At 66.1% G+C, this 12,355-nt stretch carries 13 protein-coding genes; 3 read left to right on the top strand and 10 right to left on the bottom strand.

Going from position 1 to position 12,355, the window contains the following annotated elements:
• Positions 1-55: 55 nt before the first annotated feature.
• The gene (locus tag ACFQ00_RS04520) at positions 56-748 is read left to right on the top strand and encodes a head GIN domain-containing protein (protein WP_381486830.1); all 693 of its coding nucleotides are present in this window, start codon (positions 56-58) and stop codon (positions 746-748) included.
• Between the two features lie 7 nt (positions 749-755).
• On the opposite strand, the gene ACFQ00_RS04515 is transcribed toward ACFQ00_RS04520, so the two are convergent.
• The 4 genes from ACFQ00_RS04515 to ACFQ00_RS04500 form a co-directional block, all read right to left on the bottom strand.
• A complete protein-coding gene (locus ACFQ00_RS04515) occupies positions 756-1,520 on the bottom strand; it encodes a response regulator (protein WP_381486827.1) in 765 nt (254 codons plus the stop codon).
• A gap of 4 nt (positions 1,521-1,524) precedes the next feature.
• Positions 1,525-2,931, bottom strand: a complete 1,407-nt coding sequence (gene mgtE / locus ACFQ00_RS04510; RefSeq protein WP_381486824.1) for a magnesium transporter — start codon at positions 2,929-2,931, stop codon at positions 1,525-1,527.
• 88 nt (positions 2,932-3,019) lie between these two features.
• The gene (locus ACFQ00_RS04505) at positions 3,020-3,235 is read right to left on the bottom strand and encodes a DUF2061 domain-containing protein (protein ID WP_381486821.1); all 216 of its coding nucleotides are present in this window, start codon (positions 3,233-3,235) and stop codon (positions 3,020-3,022) included.
• A 67-nt stretch (positions 3,236-3,302) separates the two neighbouring features.
• Complete coding sequence (locus ACFQ00_RS04500; protein WP_381486818.1) at positions 3,303-4,052, bottom strand: GGDEF domain-containing protein; 750 nt, start codon at positions 4,050-4,052, stop codon at positions 3,303-3,305.
• A gap of 134 nt (positions 4,053-4,186) precedes the next feature.
• Between ACFQ00_RS04500 and purE the strand changes: the two genes are divergently transcribed.
• Together purE and ACFQ00_RS04490 are read left to right on the top strand one after the other, a co-directional pair.
• The gene (gene purE, locus ACFQ00_RS04495) at positions 4,187-4,675 is read left to right on the top strand and encodes a 5-(carboxyamino)imidazole ribonucleotide mutase (protein WP_381486815.1); all 489 of its coding nucleotides are present in this window, start codon (positions 4,187-4,189) and stop codon (positions 4,673-4,675) included.
• Positions 4,672-5,736, top strand: coding sequence for a 5-(carboxyamino)imidazole ribonucleotide synthase (locus ACFQ00_RS04490; protein WP_381486812.1), 1,065 nt, complete (start codon positions 4,672-4,674; stop codon positions 5,734-5,736). The genes purE and ACFQ00_RS04490 overlap by 4 nt, the downstream gene beginning before the upstream one ends.
• Here ACFQ00_RS04490 and ACFQ00_RS04485 read toward each other — a convergent pair.
• The 6 genes from ACFQ00_RS04485 to ACFQ00_RS04460 all read right to left on the bottom strand — a co-directional run bounded on the left by ACFQ00_RS04485 (position 5,717) and on the right by ACFQ00_RS04460 (position 12,355).
• Positions 5,717-5,932, bottom strand: a complete 216-nt coding sequence (locus ACFQ00_RS04485; protein WP_381486809.1) for a ribbon-helix-helix domain-containing protein — start codon at positions 5,930-5,932, stop codon at positions 5,717-5,719. The two genes, ACFQ00_RS04490 and ACFQ00_RS04485, sit on opposite strands and share 20 nt — an antisense overlap.
• A gap of 3 nt (positions 5,933-5,935) precedes the next feature.
• Positions 5,936-6,658: an acetoacetyl-CoA reductase gene (gene phbB / locus ACFQ00_RS04480; protein ID WP_381486806.1), complete on the bottom strand. Its 723-nt coding sequence runs from the start codon at positions 6,656-6,658 to the stop codon at positions 5,936-5,938.
• Positions 6,659-6,719: 61 nt separating this feature from the next.
• Positions 6,720-7,739 (bottom strand): ferrochelatase, encoded by a 1,020-nt coding sequence (hemH, locus tag ACFQ00_RS04475; RefSeq protein WP_381486803.1) that lies wholly within the window; start codon positions 7,737-7,739, stop codon positions 6,720-6,722.
• Complete coding sequence (locus tag ACFQ00_RS04470) at positions 7,739-10,003, bottom strand: xanthine dehydrogenase family protein molybdopterin-binding subunit (RefSeq protein WP_381486800.1); 2,265 nt, start codon at positions 10,001-10,003, stop codon at positions 7,739-7,741. Before ACFQ00_RS04470 ends, hemH begins: the two co-directional genes overlap by 1 nt.
• A gap of 44 nt (positions 10,004-10,047) precedes the next feature.
• Positions 10,048-10,620, bottom strand: coding sequence for an HD domain-containing protein (locus ACFQ00_RS04465; RefSeq protein WP_381486797.1), 573 nt, complete (start codon positions 10,618-10,620; stop codon positions 10,048-10,050).
• Positions 10,621-10,633: 13 nt separating this feature from the next.
• Positions 10,634-12,355 (bottom strand): class I adenylate-forming enzyme family protein, encoded by a 1,722-nt coding sequence (locus ACFQ00_RS04460; RefSeq protein WP_381486793.1) that lies wholly within the window; start codon positions 12,353-12,355, stop codon positions 10,634-10,636.

Genomic DNA, 12,355 nt, shown 5'->3' with positions numbered 1-12,355 from the left:
CAGACATGCGGACCCGCTGTATTGTTACAGCAACACAGTTTGGAGATCGTCCCTCATGAAACGCGCTCTTCTCGTCACTCTTCCGCTCCTCGCGCTCGCCACCCCCACCCTTGCCGCCGAGCAGAAATACACGGTCACGGGTTTTGAAGGCATTTCCGTTTCGGTGCCGCACAAGGTGATCGTGGCCACCGGCAAGGCGCCAAGCGTGCGCGCCGTCGGCGACCAGAAATCGATCGACCGTCTGGAGGTCGAGGTGACGAGCGGCACGCTGCGTATCCGCGAGAAGAAATCGGATACGTGGTTCTCTTGGAAAGACGGTGAGATACTGACCATCTACGTCACCACGCATACGCTGGGCAGCGCCCGTCTCGCCGGATCTGGCGATGTCGCCGTGGATCGCATGAAAGGCCAGGACGTCAAGCTCTCGCTTGCAGGCTCCGGCGATCTCAACGTCGGCGTGGTGACGGCAGACCGCTTGGATGTCTCCCTTGCCGGATCGGGTGACATGGCGATGACCGGCACGTGCGGCGCGGCGACGTTCTCCATCGCGGGCGCCGGCGACATCGACGCGCCCGGTCTCAAGTGTCAGTCGCTCACCGGCAAGATCGCGGGATCGGGCGACATCACCACCGATGTCGTCAAACATGCGAAGCTCAGCATTGCGGGCTCCGGCGACATCAAGATCCTCGGCAAACCGCAATGCGAAGTGAAGACGCTCGGCAGCGGCAAAGTCAGCTGCGGCGCGTGACGCTGCGCTAGCGAAGTCTCAGCGACTGCGCGGCGTGCCGGAAGGTGGCATCCTGCGCGACGGTTTCGAAGCGGTCGATATAGGGACGAAGGCGTGCCTGCCACGGGTCGCCGAGCCTGTCGACGACACCCGCCATCGCTTCAAGGCGGCGGAGCTGCGCGAGCCCGTTCGAGCGGGCGAGGAGCGCAAGCACGCCGTCGATCACACCCAGAAGCCGCAGCGCCTCAGCCGCTGAACGCCCGTATTCGCCGCCCACCGCGTCCAGAAGATCCTCCACCGTCACAGCGGTGCGCGCCGTGATGCGGTCGAGCGATCCGTGCAGGTGGGAAATCGGGGTTTCCGGCGCGCCGCTCCGCGCAAGGCTTTCGCGCGCTGCGACGCGGACGTGCGCGGGTAGTCCGTGGAACGGCCCCTTCATCCAGTGATCGAGCCGCGCGCGAAACCGATCGAAGCCCACGCCCTTCACGAGGAAATCGTCGATGCCCGAGGCGACCCCGGCCTTGATCAGCTCGGCGGTATCGTCCGCGCTCATCAGGATGATGGGAAAGTGCTTGAGGCCCCGCTCCATGATCCGCTCGGCGAGTGCGTAGCCCGAAAGGCCGGGCATGTTGAGATCGGTGACGAGCAGCGCCGGCTCCTGCTGGGCGATGCGCTTGAACGCCGATTCCGCATCGCCGAACAGCGTCGCCTGATAGCCCGCCGCTTCCACTGCGCGGCCATAGAGTTTGGCAACAAGCCGCTCGTCGTCGACGAGGATGACCTCCGCCGTCACCGGCCTAACCCGTAAGGCCCGTCGCCGCGGCGAGGCCGAGGAAGAACAGGAAGCCCATCACGTCCGTCGTCATCGTGACGAACACGGGCGAAGACACCGCCGGATCGACATCCATGCGATCGAGCGTCAGCGGCACCATGACACCGGCGAGGCCTGCGACGAGGATGTTGCCGATCATCGCCGTGGCGATGACGAGGCCGAGGTGGACGTTCGTGAAGTAGAGCCCGGCCGCCACGCCGACGAGAAACGCGATCGCAGCGCCGTTGATCAGCGCGACGCGGATTTCCTTCAGGATCGTGCGCCGCGTGTTCGCCTCGGTGAGCTGATCTGTGGCGAGCGCGCGCACCGTCACCGCCATCGTCTGCGTCGCGGCATTGCCGCCGAGCGCCGAAACGATCGGCATCAGGATGGCAAGCGCGACCATCTTCTCGATCGTACCCGCGAAGAAACCGATGACGATCGAAGCAATGATCGCGGTGCCGAGATTGACGACGAGCCAGCGCAGCCGCGTCGACACGATCTCGCGCACGCTGTCGTTGATGTCGCCGTCGCCGGCGCCCGACAGGCGGAGGATATCCTCGTCCGCCTCTTCCTGAATGATGTGCACCACGTCGTCGACGGTGACCACACCGACGAGGCGCCCGGAGGTATCCACAACCGCCGCCGAGATCAGCGCGTACTTCTGGAAGCGCAGCGCCACCTCTTCCTGGTCCATGTCGACCGGGATCAGCGTCTGCTCGCGCTTCATCACGTCGGTGACAAGCACGTTGCGCGGCGAGCGCAGCACCAGAGAGAGACGCATCGTGCCGACGGGCTTGTGCGACGGATCGACGACGAAGATTTCCCAGAAGTCGCTGGTCACATCGTCGCCCGCCTGCCGCAGGAAATCGATGACCTGACCCACGGTCCAGTATTCAGGCACCGCGATCAGATCGCGCTGCATCAGACGCCCGGCGGACTCCTCCGGGTAGCTCAGCGCCTCTTCGATGGCGGCGCGCTCGTCAGCGGGGAGCGAGCGGAGGACCTCGGCCTGGTCCTCCTCGTCCATGTCCTCCAGGATGGCGACCGCGTCGTCGGTCTCCATCTGCGTGACGACATCGGCGACCTGACCCGGATCGAGCACATCGATCAGCTGTTCGCGCACGACCTCGTTCATCTCCGAGATCACGTCGGCGTCGAGCACAGCCCCGAGCGCGGCGGCGAGCGGCTGGCGCTCGCCCGGCTCCACCTGCTCGATAAGGTCGGCAATGTCGGCGGGGTGCAGCGGCTCGGCGAGTTCCTGCACGCGCGCGGTATCGCCGGCGGCGAGCGCTTCCGTCACTTCATCGACGAATGCGCCCGTCAGCCGGTTGTCTTCCAGCGCCTCGCGCGGCGCTGGAGCCGGATCCTTATCCTGAACATCATCGGACATGCCGCCGCTTATAGCGCGCGGAGGTTACATTTCCATCGTAAGGCGCCCTCCGCGGGGCGATGCGAACGCTTTTTCTTTCAGGGGTTTTTCAGGCTGCGGCCGAGGCCCGGAAATGCCCGCTCCGCAGGGGTACGGTGGCCCACGCCTTCTCGTGGAAAAAGAACGCGACAGCGTTCACCATCGGCTCGATGAGCGCGATGCCACTAGCAACGGCGACCGACCCGGTGAGCAGGTAGGCGACCGTGAACCCGATCGTCAGGTGCAGCGCGAGATAAGTGCCGGTCTTGGCAAGATCGCGAGACATTTCAGGGTTCCTTTTCACGAACCCTTTATTGCAATTCGTTCGCAGCAATAAAAACGAAGACTTCCGATCAGTCTGATCGGGTTTGCCCACGCTTGTCGGCCTTGTGCGCGTACATCGCGCTGTCCGCGAACCGCAGCACGCCTTCCACGGTCTCGCCCGGCGACAGCACATGAAGGCCTGCCGAAATCGTGATGGTGAAGCTCTCGCCCCGCACACGCACCGGCGTCGCGGCAACCGCCGTCACGATCTGGTCCAGCTTCGCCTGCGCCTGCTCGGCATCGACATGGCGCAGGATCACAGCGAACTCGTCGCCGCCAAGACGCGCCACCGTATCGGATTCGCGCAGTTTCGCCTGCAGCGTCTCACCGATGTGGACGAGTGCTGCATCGCCCGCGAGGTGGCCGTAGCGGTCGTTGATGGCTTTCAGCTTGTCGACATCGATGAAGATCAGCGCCGCGCGAACCCCGTGCCGCCCGACCTCCGCGAGCGTGCGGGCAAGGTCGCGGATCAGCCCGCGCCGGTTGGCGACGGGTGTCAGCTCGTCGGCCTCGACCAGCCGCTCTAGTTCCTCGATGCGCCGCCGCGCGATGGCAAGCGTGCGGCGAAGCTCCTCGGTTTCCGCGAGCAGCGCGACGAACGCGTCGCGCAGATGCTCTGGCAACGCCGCCGCCGCGACCTCCGCGATGGCGGTGGCAGGCTCGGCCTCGGGAATGCCGGCCAGCGTTTCGGTAACGGCAGGGAGGGATGCAAGTGCGGCACGAGTCTGCACGCGCCCATAGGCACGCGCGGCGCGTCCGCCTTCATCGATCCGCGTCATCCCTTTCTCCCGGCCGGATTTTTCGGCCACGATTGGCATTCTGCCCATAAAATAATGTGCGTAAGGTGAACATAGACAGCGAGGCGAGCCGAAAGTAGGTTGCGCCGCTTTCGGGGAAGGACGCGCGGGAAAGCATGTCGGAAACACAGCCGCTGGTCGGCATCATCATGGGCAGCCAGTCCGACTGGGAAACCATGCGCCATGCCGCAGAGACGCTTGAAGCGCTTGAAATCCAACACGAAACGCGCATCGTTTCAGCGCACCGGACGCCGGACCGCCTCTATGGCTACGCGCACGGCGCGGCCGCCCGGGGCCTCAAGGTGATCATCGCGGGCGCCGGCGGCGCAGCCCACCTGCCGGGCATGACGGCATCGATGACCGCGCTCCCCGTGCTCGGCGTTCCGGTCGAATCGAAGGCGCTGAAGGGCATGGACAGCCTGCTGTCCATCGTCCAGATGCCCGGCGGCATCCCCGTGGGCACGCTCGCCATCGGCAAGCCCGGCGCCATAAACGCCGCGCTGCTCGCCGCCGCGATCCTCGGCACGCACGATGCCGACGTCCATGAGCGGCTGGTCCAGTGGCGCACGAAGCAGACCGAGGCGGTCGCCGAAAAGCCCGAATGATTGCACCCGGTTCCACGATAGGCATCCTCGGCGGCGGCCAGCTTGGCCGTATGCTCGCGATGGCGGCGGCAAGCATGGGCTACCGCGTGCACATCTTCGCGCCGGAGGCCGAACTTCCGGCGGGCGACGTTTCCGCCGCCGTCACCCGCGCGGCCTACACCGATCATGCCGCGCTCGAAGCCTTCACCGCCGCGGTCGATGTCGTGACCCTCGAGTTCGAGAACGTCGACGCCGCGAGCCTCGAATTCCTCGAATCCCGTGTGCCGACACGCCCCGGCGCCCGCGCGCTGCGCATCGCGCAGGACCGGCTTGCCGAAAAAGACTTCTTCACCGGCCTCGGCGGCCGCGCCGCACCGTACCGCGCCGTTTCCTCGCGCGCCGAGTTGGAAGCAGCCGTGCGCGAGATCGGCACCCCCGGCATCCTGAAGACGCGCCGTTTCGGCTACGACGGCAAGGGGCAGGTCCGCATCCACGCCGATACGTCCCTTGATGCCGCATGGACCGATATCGGCGAAAACCCCTCGGTCTACGAAGGGTTCGTCAGCTTCGACGCCGAGTTCTCGATCCTCCTCGCGCGCGCCGAGGATGGCAGCAGCGTCGTCTACCCGGCGCCGCGCAACACGCACGAAGACGGTATCCTCGCGCTATCCGAAGTGCCGGCACGCGCCGTGCCCGCCGCCCACATAGAGGAAGCCGCCGCGATGGCGCGCAAGGTCGCGGACGCGCTTTCCTATGTCGGGCTCATCACGCTCGAATTCTTCGCCTGCGCCGACGGCCCGGTGTTCAACGAGATGGCCCCGCGTGTCCACAACAGCGGGCACTGGACGATCGAGGGTGCACACACCAGCCAGTTCGAGAACCACATCCGCGCCATCTGCGGGCTGCCGCTTGGCGAAACCGGCCTCAGCGCCCGCGCCGTGCGCATGAAGAACCTGATCGGCGAGGATGCGAACGACTGGGCGGCGATCCTCGCGGACCCGCGCGCCCACCTGCACCTCTACGGCAAGAGCGAGGTGAAGCCCGGCCGCAAGATGGGCCACGTCACCTGGCTTGAGGACTAAGCCGCTCGAACAGCCAAACCCGGATCGCGCTTGAAAGGTTCGTGGTCCGCGCCTCGTCGATCTCGGCGACAATCGCGTTGACCGAGCGCCCCTCGGCGTCTGCCGCCGCGACGAGCGCATCCCAGAACACGGGTTCGAGGCTCACCGAAGTGCGATGCCCGGCGATCGTCACCGAGCGCTTGATGAGCCCCGACACGTCTCAATACATGTGCTGGCCGCCGTTGATCGACAGCGTCGATCCGGTGACGAAGCCCGCGTCCTCGGCGCAAAGGAAACCGACGCCGCGCGCGATCTCGCTCGCCTTGCCGAGCCGGCCGACCGGGATCTTGGCAACGATCTTCTCAAGCACGGCTTCGGGCACTGCCGCCACCATGTCCGTATCGATATAGCCCGGCGCAAGCGCGTTCACCGTGATGCCGAAGCGCGCGCCTTCCTGCGCCAGAGCCTTCGTGAAGCCGTGGATGCCGGATTTGGCGGCGGCATAGTTCACCTGGCCGTACTGGCCGCCCTGCCCGTTGATCGAGCCGATGTTGACGATACGCCCGTAGCCCCGCGACCTCATGCTGTCGAACACGGCCTTCGCCATGTTGAAGCAGCCGCCGAGGTTCACATCGATCACCTCTTGCCAGCTCTTGCGGTCCATCCTCGTCAGCGTGCCGTCGCGCGTGATGCCCGCGTTGTTGACGAGAACGTCGACCGGGCCGAGGTCGGCCTCCACCTTGCGCACGCCCTCCGCGCAGGCCTCGAAATCTCCCACGTCCCACTTGTATGTCGGGATGCCCGTGCGCGTGGTGAACTCGCGCGCCTTCTCGTCGTTGCCCGCATAGTTCGCGGCAACCTTCATGCCCATTTTCTGGAGTTCGAGGCTGATCGCCTCGCCGATGCCACGCGATCCGCCGGTGACGATAGCTACGCGACCCATGATGACTCTCCTCCCAAGTGCAATTGGCCGGTACTGCTCACTTTTTTCAATTCTGTTGCAATCAATGACCCGATTCGCGCCAACCGGCAAGTTCGCGCACGACGAGTTCTTTCAGCATATGCATTCCGGCCGGTGCAGCATTGAGACAGCGCAAATAGGCGAAGTGCGTGCCACCCGCATGAAGGAACGTCTCACGCCCCTGAATCGCGATTTCTTCCAGCGTTTCGAGGCAATCGGCACTGAACCCCGGCGCGATCACCGCAACCTTGCGAATGCCCTCTCCGGGCAGCGCCTCAAGCGTCTTGTCGAGATAGGGCTTCAGCCATTCGGCCTTGCCGAACCGCGACTGGAACGCCGTGCGAAAACCTGCCTCATCCCGCCCCAGCGCCTCGCGGAACAGCCGCGCCGTTTTCTGCGCCTGACAGTGATACGGATCGCCGAGTCTAAGCGTGCGCTCGGGCATACCGTGGAACGACGCGACAACAACGTCCGGTTCGAAATCGAGCGCCGCGAGTGCCGCGCGCGCATCCTCTGCAAGCGCGGCGATGTAGAGCGGGTCGTCGTGATAGGGCGGCAGGAAGCGCAGCGCAGGCTGCCAGCGCATCGCCTTCAGGCTCTCGCCCACCTTGTCGACGACGGTCGCCGTCGTCGCCGCCGAATATTGCGGATAGAGCGGCATCACGAGGATACGCGTGCAGCCTGCGGCCTTCAGTGCGGCGAGCCGGTCCGGGATCGAAGGATTGCCGTAGCGCATGGCGAAATCCACCGTCACGTCGGGAAGCGCGGCCTGCAGCGCCGCCGCCTGATCGGCCGTGATGACACGGAGCGGCGAGTCTCCCCGCGCGCGGTCCCAGATCGAAGCGTAGAGCGCCGCGCTTTTCGCCGGGCGCGTGTTGAGAATGATACCGCGCAGGATCGGCTGCCACAGGAACGCCGGGATCTCGACGACGCGCTGGTCGGACAGGAACTCCTTCAGGTAACGCTTCACCGCTGCCGGCTCCGGCGCATCCGGCGAGCCGAGGTTGACGATGAGCACGCCGACCTTGGGATCGGCGATCGGCGGATGACCTTGCGGCGGCATCAGTAGCGATAGAGCGGCAGATCGCGCAGGCGCTCGCCCGTCGCCGCGAAGATCGCATTGACGAGCGCGGGGGCGAGCGGCGGCACGCCGGGTTCGCCGACCCCGGTTGGGGGCGCATCCGAGTCCATGATGTGCACATCGATCTCGGGCGCCTCGTCGAGCCTCAGCAGCGGATACGTATCGAAGTTGAGCTGCTCCGCCTCGCCGTCCGTGAAGCGCACCTGCCCATGCAGCGCGGCGGAAAGACCGAAGATGATCGCGCTTTCCATCTGCGCCTTAATGATGTCCGGGTTCACGACGCGCCCGCAGTCGATCACGCAGGTCACGCGCTTCACCGTCACCTGCTCGATGCTCGGCGCCTCGACCTCGACGACCTCGGCGACGAGCGAGCCGAAGCTCTTGTGGATGGCGATGCCGCGGCCGACGTGATCCTCGCTCACCGCCGAGAACGCACCGCGCGACGCGGCGGTCTTCAGCACTTCGGCCTCGCGTGAGCCGTCCTCCATCATGCGCAGGCGGAACTCGAAAGGATCGACGGCGGCGGCGTGCGCCAGCTCGTCGACGAAGCTTTCGCAGAAGAACGCGGTATAGCTGTGTCCCACCGAGCGCCAGTAGCCGATCGGAACCGGCGTCGGCACGTCGACATGCGCGGCGCGGAACACAGGCACGGCGTAGGGAAGCGCAAGCGCGCCCTCCAGCATCGCCGCGCTGTCGCCGCCGCTCGCGAGCGCGGGAATGTTGCGCGACATGAAGCTCTCGCCGAGATTGGGCGCGGCGATCTTGATATCGAACGCCCCGATCTTCTTGTCGGCGTTCACCGTGCCGCGCAACCGCGCCTTGGCGGGCGGGCGGTACATGTCGCGCGCCATGTCTTCCTCGCGGTGCCAGATGAGCTGCACGGGGCGTCCCGCGTCGCGCGCGATCAGCGCCGCCTGCACCGCTGCATCCACCTCCGCCTTGCGCCCGAAGCCGCCGCCGAGCAGCGTCGGGAACACCGTCACGTCCCGCTCGGCGATGCCGAGCGCGTCGGCGACGCGCCACACGACGAGCGTCGCGGACTGTGTCGGCACCCACACCTCGACCTTGCCATTCTCGAAGCGCGCCGTCGCCGTCATCGGCTCCATGCAGGCGTGCGCAAGGAACGGCACCGAATAATCCGCCTCGATCTGCTTGCCGACGGCGAGGCCGTCGTCGATGTCGCCGCTCGATTCGAAGATCGTGCCGTCGTCGCCGTGGAGCGCGCTGTCGAGCGCCTCCTCGATCGCGAGGCTGTCGGCCATCGTCTCGCCGGGCTCGAAATCAGGATCGACGAGGTCGAGCGCCTGCCGCGCCGCCCACCACGTGTCCCCCGTCACCGCGTACCAGCGCGGACCCGTCACGAGCCCGATCACCCCGCCCTTGCGGGCCGTCTTCGGAAGCTGCGCCGCGGTCAGTTCCTTCGCGCCGTGCGGCACGCCCCGGATCGCCGCGTAGATCATGCCCGGCAGGCGGATGTCCGCGCCGAACTGCGCGCTGCCGTCCACCTTCGCGGGCGTGTCGAGGCGCGGCATCGGCTTGCCCAGAAATGGCCCGGTGCCGTCCTTGCGCCATTCCGGCGCATCGGGGGCGTCGTCGGGATCGATGTCGGCGAGCAGGTCCTTGAACGCGATCTTCTTGTTCCCCGGCGCGACGACGAAGCCGTTCGCCGTGTCGCACGCCGCCACGTCGACGCCCAGCCGTTTCGCCCCCGCCGCGCAGAGCAGCGCACGTGCCGCCGCGCCCGCCGTCCGCAGCGGCTCCCAATAGGCCATCACCGAGGTCGAACCGCCGGTCAGCTGCAGCGAATAGCGTTCGACCATCGTTGTCGCCGCCCAGCGCACGATGCCCTGCAGGAAGCCCGGCGCTTCCGCCGCCATGCCCTCCGCCATCGCGCGATTGGCGTAGACCGGATGCAGCGGCGCGGGCTCCACCGAGATCGTCTTCCAGTCCGCGCCGAGTTCGTGCGCCAGAAGCTGCGGCAGCGAGGTATAAACCCCCTGCCCCATTTCCGCCTGCGGCACCGCGACGACGACACGACCATCCGCGCCGATCTTGAGCCAGGCATTGATCAGCGTCTCATCCTCGCGCACGGCGAGATTGAGCGGCACGCGTCGCGGCCACACGGCGTAACCAATCGCGAGCCCCGCACCCGCGCCAATGCCGATCAACAGCTTGCGCCGCGAAATCTGCGGCAGCTTGGGGAGTTCCCGCTTGCGGCGGGCCGGCGGCGGTGTCTTGGCGTCCATCCCTGCGGTTTATCGCGGACGAAAGAGCCTGTCGATGCGGCGTCTCAGATCAATGTGTGCGGGTTCGAAAACACCTTCACCACTTCCGGCTCGAAGCTTTCGAGGCTGTCGACATCGAAGTCCGGATCGAACGCCGGGGCATCCCATTCATCCACCAGGCGGCAGGCAAAGCCGTACCACGGCGCGTCCTTGAACTGCATCCGCATGTCGGTCGGCTTGCCGAGGTGGTTGTAGTAATACTGCCCCTGAAAATGCTGGTGCCAGAAAACGGCATGATAAATGCCTTCGGACACGTACGGCTTCAGCGTTTCCGCCGCGATCGGGCCGTGGTTCGGCACCGACATCACCTTCCCGATATCGTGGCAGAGCGCCGCAACGACCTCCTCGTCACTCGCTCCCGAGCGGCGCGCAAGCGTCGCGGTCATCAGCGCATGGGTAAGCTGGTCCGCCGCAAACCCCAGCGTCATGTCGCCAAGCCGACGCAGCGTATCGATCGTCTGCATCGGCGCCGCCGCCTTCTGGTGCGCCATGTGCTCGCGCGCGATGATCATCCAGTCATCCAGCGTCCCGTCCTGCATCCGCCGGAATGTCGCCTGACCCTTCATCATCGTCGCCATGACCTCTCTCCCTTCAGGCCGCCTCCGCAACATGTCGTTCGCGGTAAATCTTGCGCAGGCTCACCTTGTCGATCTTCTCCGATCCCAGACGCGGCAGCGGCTCCTCGGAAATCCAGAGCCGTGCCGGCACCTTGAACGCCGCGAGGTGCTGGCGCGCGAAATCGATGATCGCCTCCGGCTCCGCCTTCTCGCCGGGTTTCAGGTATACCACGGCGCCCACGATTTCACCGAGCCGGTCGTCGGGAAGCCCGAACACACTCGCCGCCATCACCGCCGGATGCGCATAGATCGCGGCTTCCACTTCCTGGCAGCTGATGTTCTCGCCGCCGCGGATGATGATGTCCTTCTTGCGGTCGACGATGAACAGGAAACCGTCCTCGTCGAGGTAACCGACATCGCCGGTGTGGAACCACCCCGCCTTGTCGAAAGCCTCCGCCGTCTCCTTCGGCCGCCGCCAGTAGCCGCGCACGTTCGCCGCCGAGCGGATGCACACCTCGCCCACCGCGTGCGGCGCAAACGCAGTGCCGTCGTCGTCAAGGATCGCGATCTCGACGACGGGTTTCGAGGCGCGACCCGTCGAGGTCGGGCGCGCGAGGTAGGACTCGCGCAAGATACCGGCGCCCACGCCGTTCGTTTCCGTGAGACCGTAGCCGATCGCGGGCTTGCCGGTCGGGATCGCTTTCGCCAGCCGCTCGACATGTTCCGCGGGACGCGACGCACCACCCGCCGCCCAGTCGGTCACGGTCGAAAGGTCATATTTGTCTCGCTCCGGATGCGACATGATTTCGTGCGTCATCGTCGGTACGCCGACGAAATAGGTGCACTTTTCCTTGTCGATCAGCCGGATCGCCTCGCCCGCGTCCCAGCGGTGCATCATGATGAACTTGCGTCCGATCGCCACCGACACGAGCATCAGCGGCACGAGCCCGGTCACGTGAAACAGCGGCACGGTCAGCAGCATGATCTGCTGCGGCGGCACGTGTGCGCCCGCCGCCTCCGAGAGCTTCAGCAACGCAAGGCCCTGCACGAGGTAGGAGAAGGCCCCGTGCACGACGCCGCGATGCGTCGCCACCGCTCCCTTGGGGAAGCCGGTGGAGCCCGACGTGTAGAGGATGCTGACATCGTCGTCCGGCGCAATCGGCGGCAGGTACCACGTGTCCGTCGGGCCGCTTTCGAGAAGATCATCGAGGAGGTTCGCGCCTTGCTCGGCGGCAACACCGTGGCTGGTGCGGACGGCAACGATCGGCACCGACAGCCCCTCGATCGCGCCGAGCCGGCGTAGCCGCTCCTCGTCCGCGATCACCAGCCGCGCGCCGCTGTCGGATAGTCCGTAGGCCAGCTCTTCGGGCTGCCACCACGCGTTCATCGGCACAACTACCGCGCCGAGATGCACAAGGCCGATATAGGCCATGATCCATTCGGGATAGTTGCGCATGGCGATCGCGACGCGATCACCCTTGGCGATGCCGTATTTGTGCTGCATGGCCGCGGCGATCCGCAGCGCCTTCGCGTAAACCTCGGCGAAGGTCAGGCGCTCCTCGCCGTAGACGAGGAATTCGCGCGCACCGTTGTGGGCAACGAAATACTGGAAGAACTCGCGCATTGTCGGCGGAGCATTCTTGAAGACCTTGAGCGGAATGCCCCGCACTGCCTTCTCGATCACCTCCAGTTGGCCGCCAGGCGCGGTGATCGCCGCGACGGCCTTGTCCTGCGCCTTGTCGAGTTCGGTCAGCAT

This window comes from Sphingosinicella xenopeptidilytica (genome assembly GCF_042676985.1).
Lineage (GTDB): Bacteria > Pseudomonadota > Alphaproteobacteria > Sphingomonadales > Sphingomonadaceae > Sphingosinicella > Sphingosinicella xenopeptidilytica.
The sequence above is the reverse complement of the archived record's forward strand: the minus strand, read 5'-3'. Positions and strand labels throughout refer to the sequence as shown.

Coding starts and splice junctions, on each gene's coding strand:
- ACFQ00_RS04505 (WP_381486821.1), bottom strand. CDS start 3,235: ATGTCTCGCGATCTTGCCAAGACCGGCACTTATCTCGCGCTGCACCTG.
- ACFQ00_RS04465 (WP_381486797.1), bottom strand. CDS start 10,620: ATGGCGACGATGATGAAGGGTCAGGCGACATTCCGGCGGATGCAGGAC.
- hemH (WP_381486803.1), bottom strand. CDS start 7,739: ATGCCGCCGCAAGGTCATCCGCCGATCGCCGATCCCAAGGTCGGCGTG.
- ACFQ00_RS04460 (WP_381486793.1), bottom strand. CDS start 12,355: ATGCTGACCGAACTCGACAAGGCGCAGGACAAGGCCGTCGCGGCGATC.
- mgtE (WP_381486824.1), bottom strand. CDS start 2,931: ATGTCCGATGATGTTCAGGATAAGGATCCGGCTCCAGCGCCGCGCGAG.
- ACFQ00_RS04520 (WP_381486830.1), top strand. CDS start 56: ATGAAACGCGCTCTTCTCGTCACTCTTCCGCTCCTCGCGCTCGCCACC.
- ACFQ00_RS04500 (WP_381486818.1), bottom strand. CDS start 4,052: ATGACGCGGATCGATGAAGGCGGACGCGCCGCGCGTGCCTATGGGCGC.
- ACFQ00_RS04490 (WP_381486812.1), top strand. CDS start 4,672: ATGATTGCACCCGGTTCCACGATAGGCATCCTCGGCGGCGGCCAGCTT.
- ACFQ00_RS04470 (WP_381486800.1), bottom strand. CDS start 10,003: ATGGACGCCAAGACACCGCCGCCGGCCCGCCGCAAGCGGGAACTCCCC.
- purE (WP_381486815.1), top strand. CDS start 4,187: ATGTCGGAAACACAGCCGCTGGTCGGCATCATCATGGGCAGCCAGTCC.
- phbB (WP_381486806.1), bottom strand. CDS start 6,658: ATGGGTCGCGTAGCTATCGTCACCGGCGGATCGCGTGGCATCGGCGAG.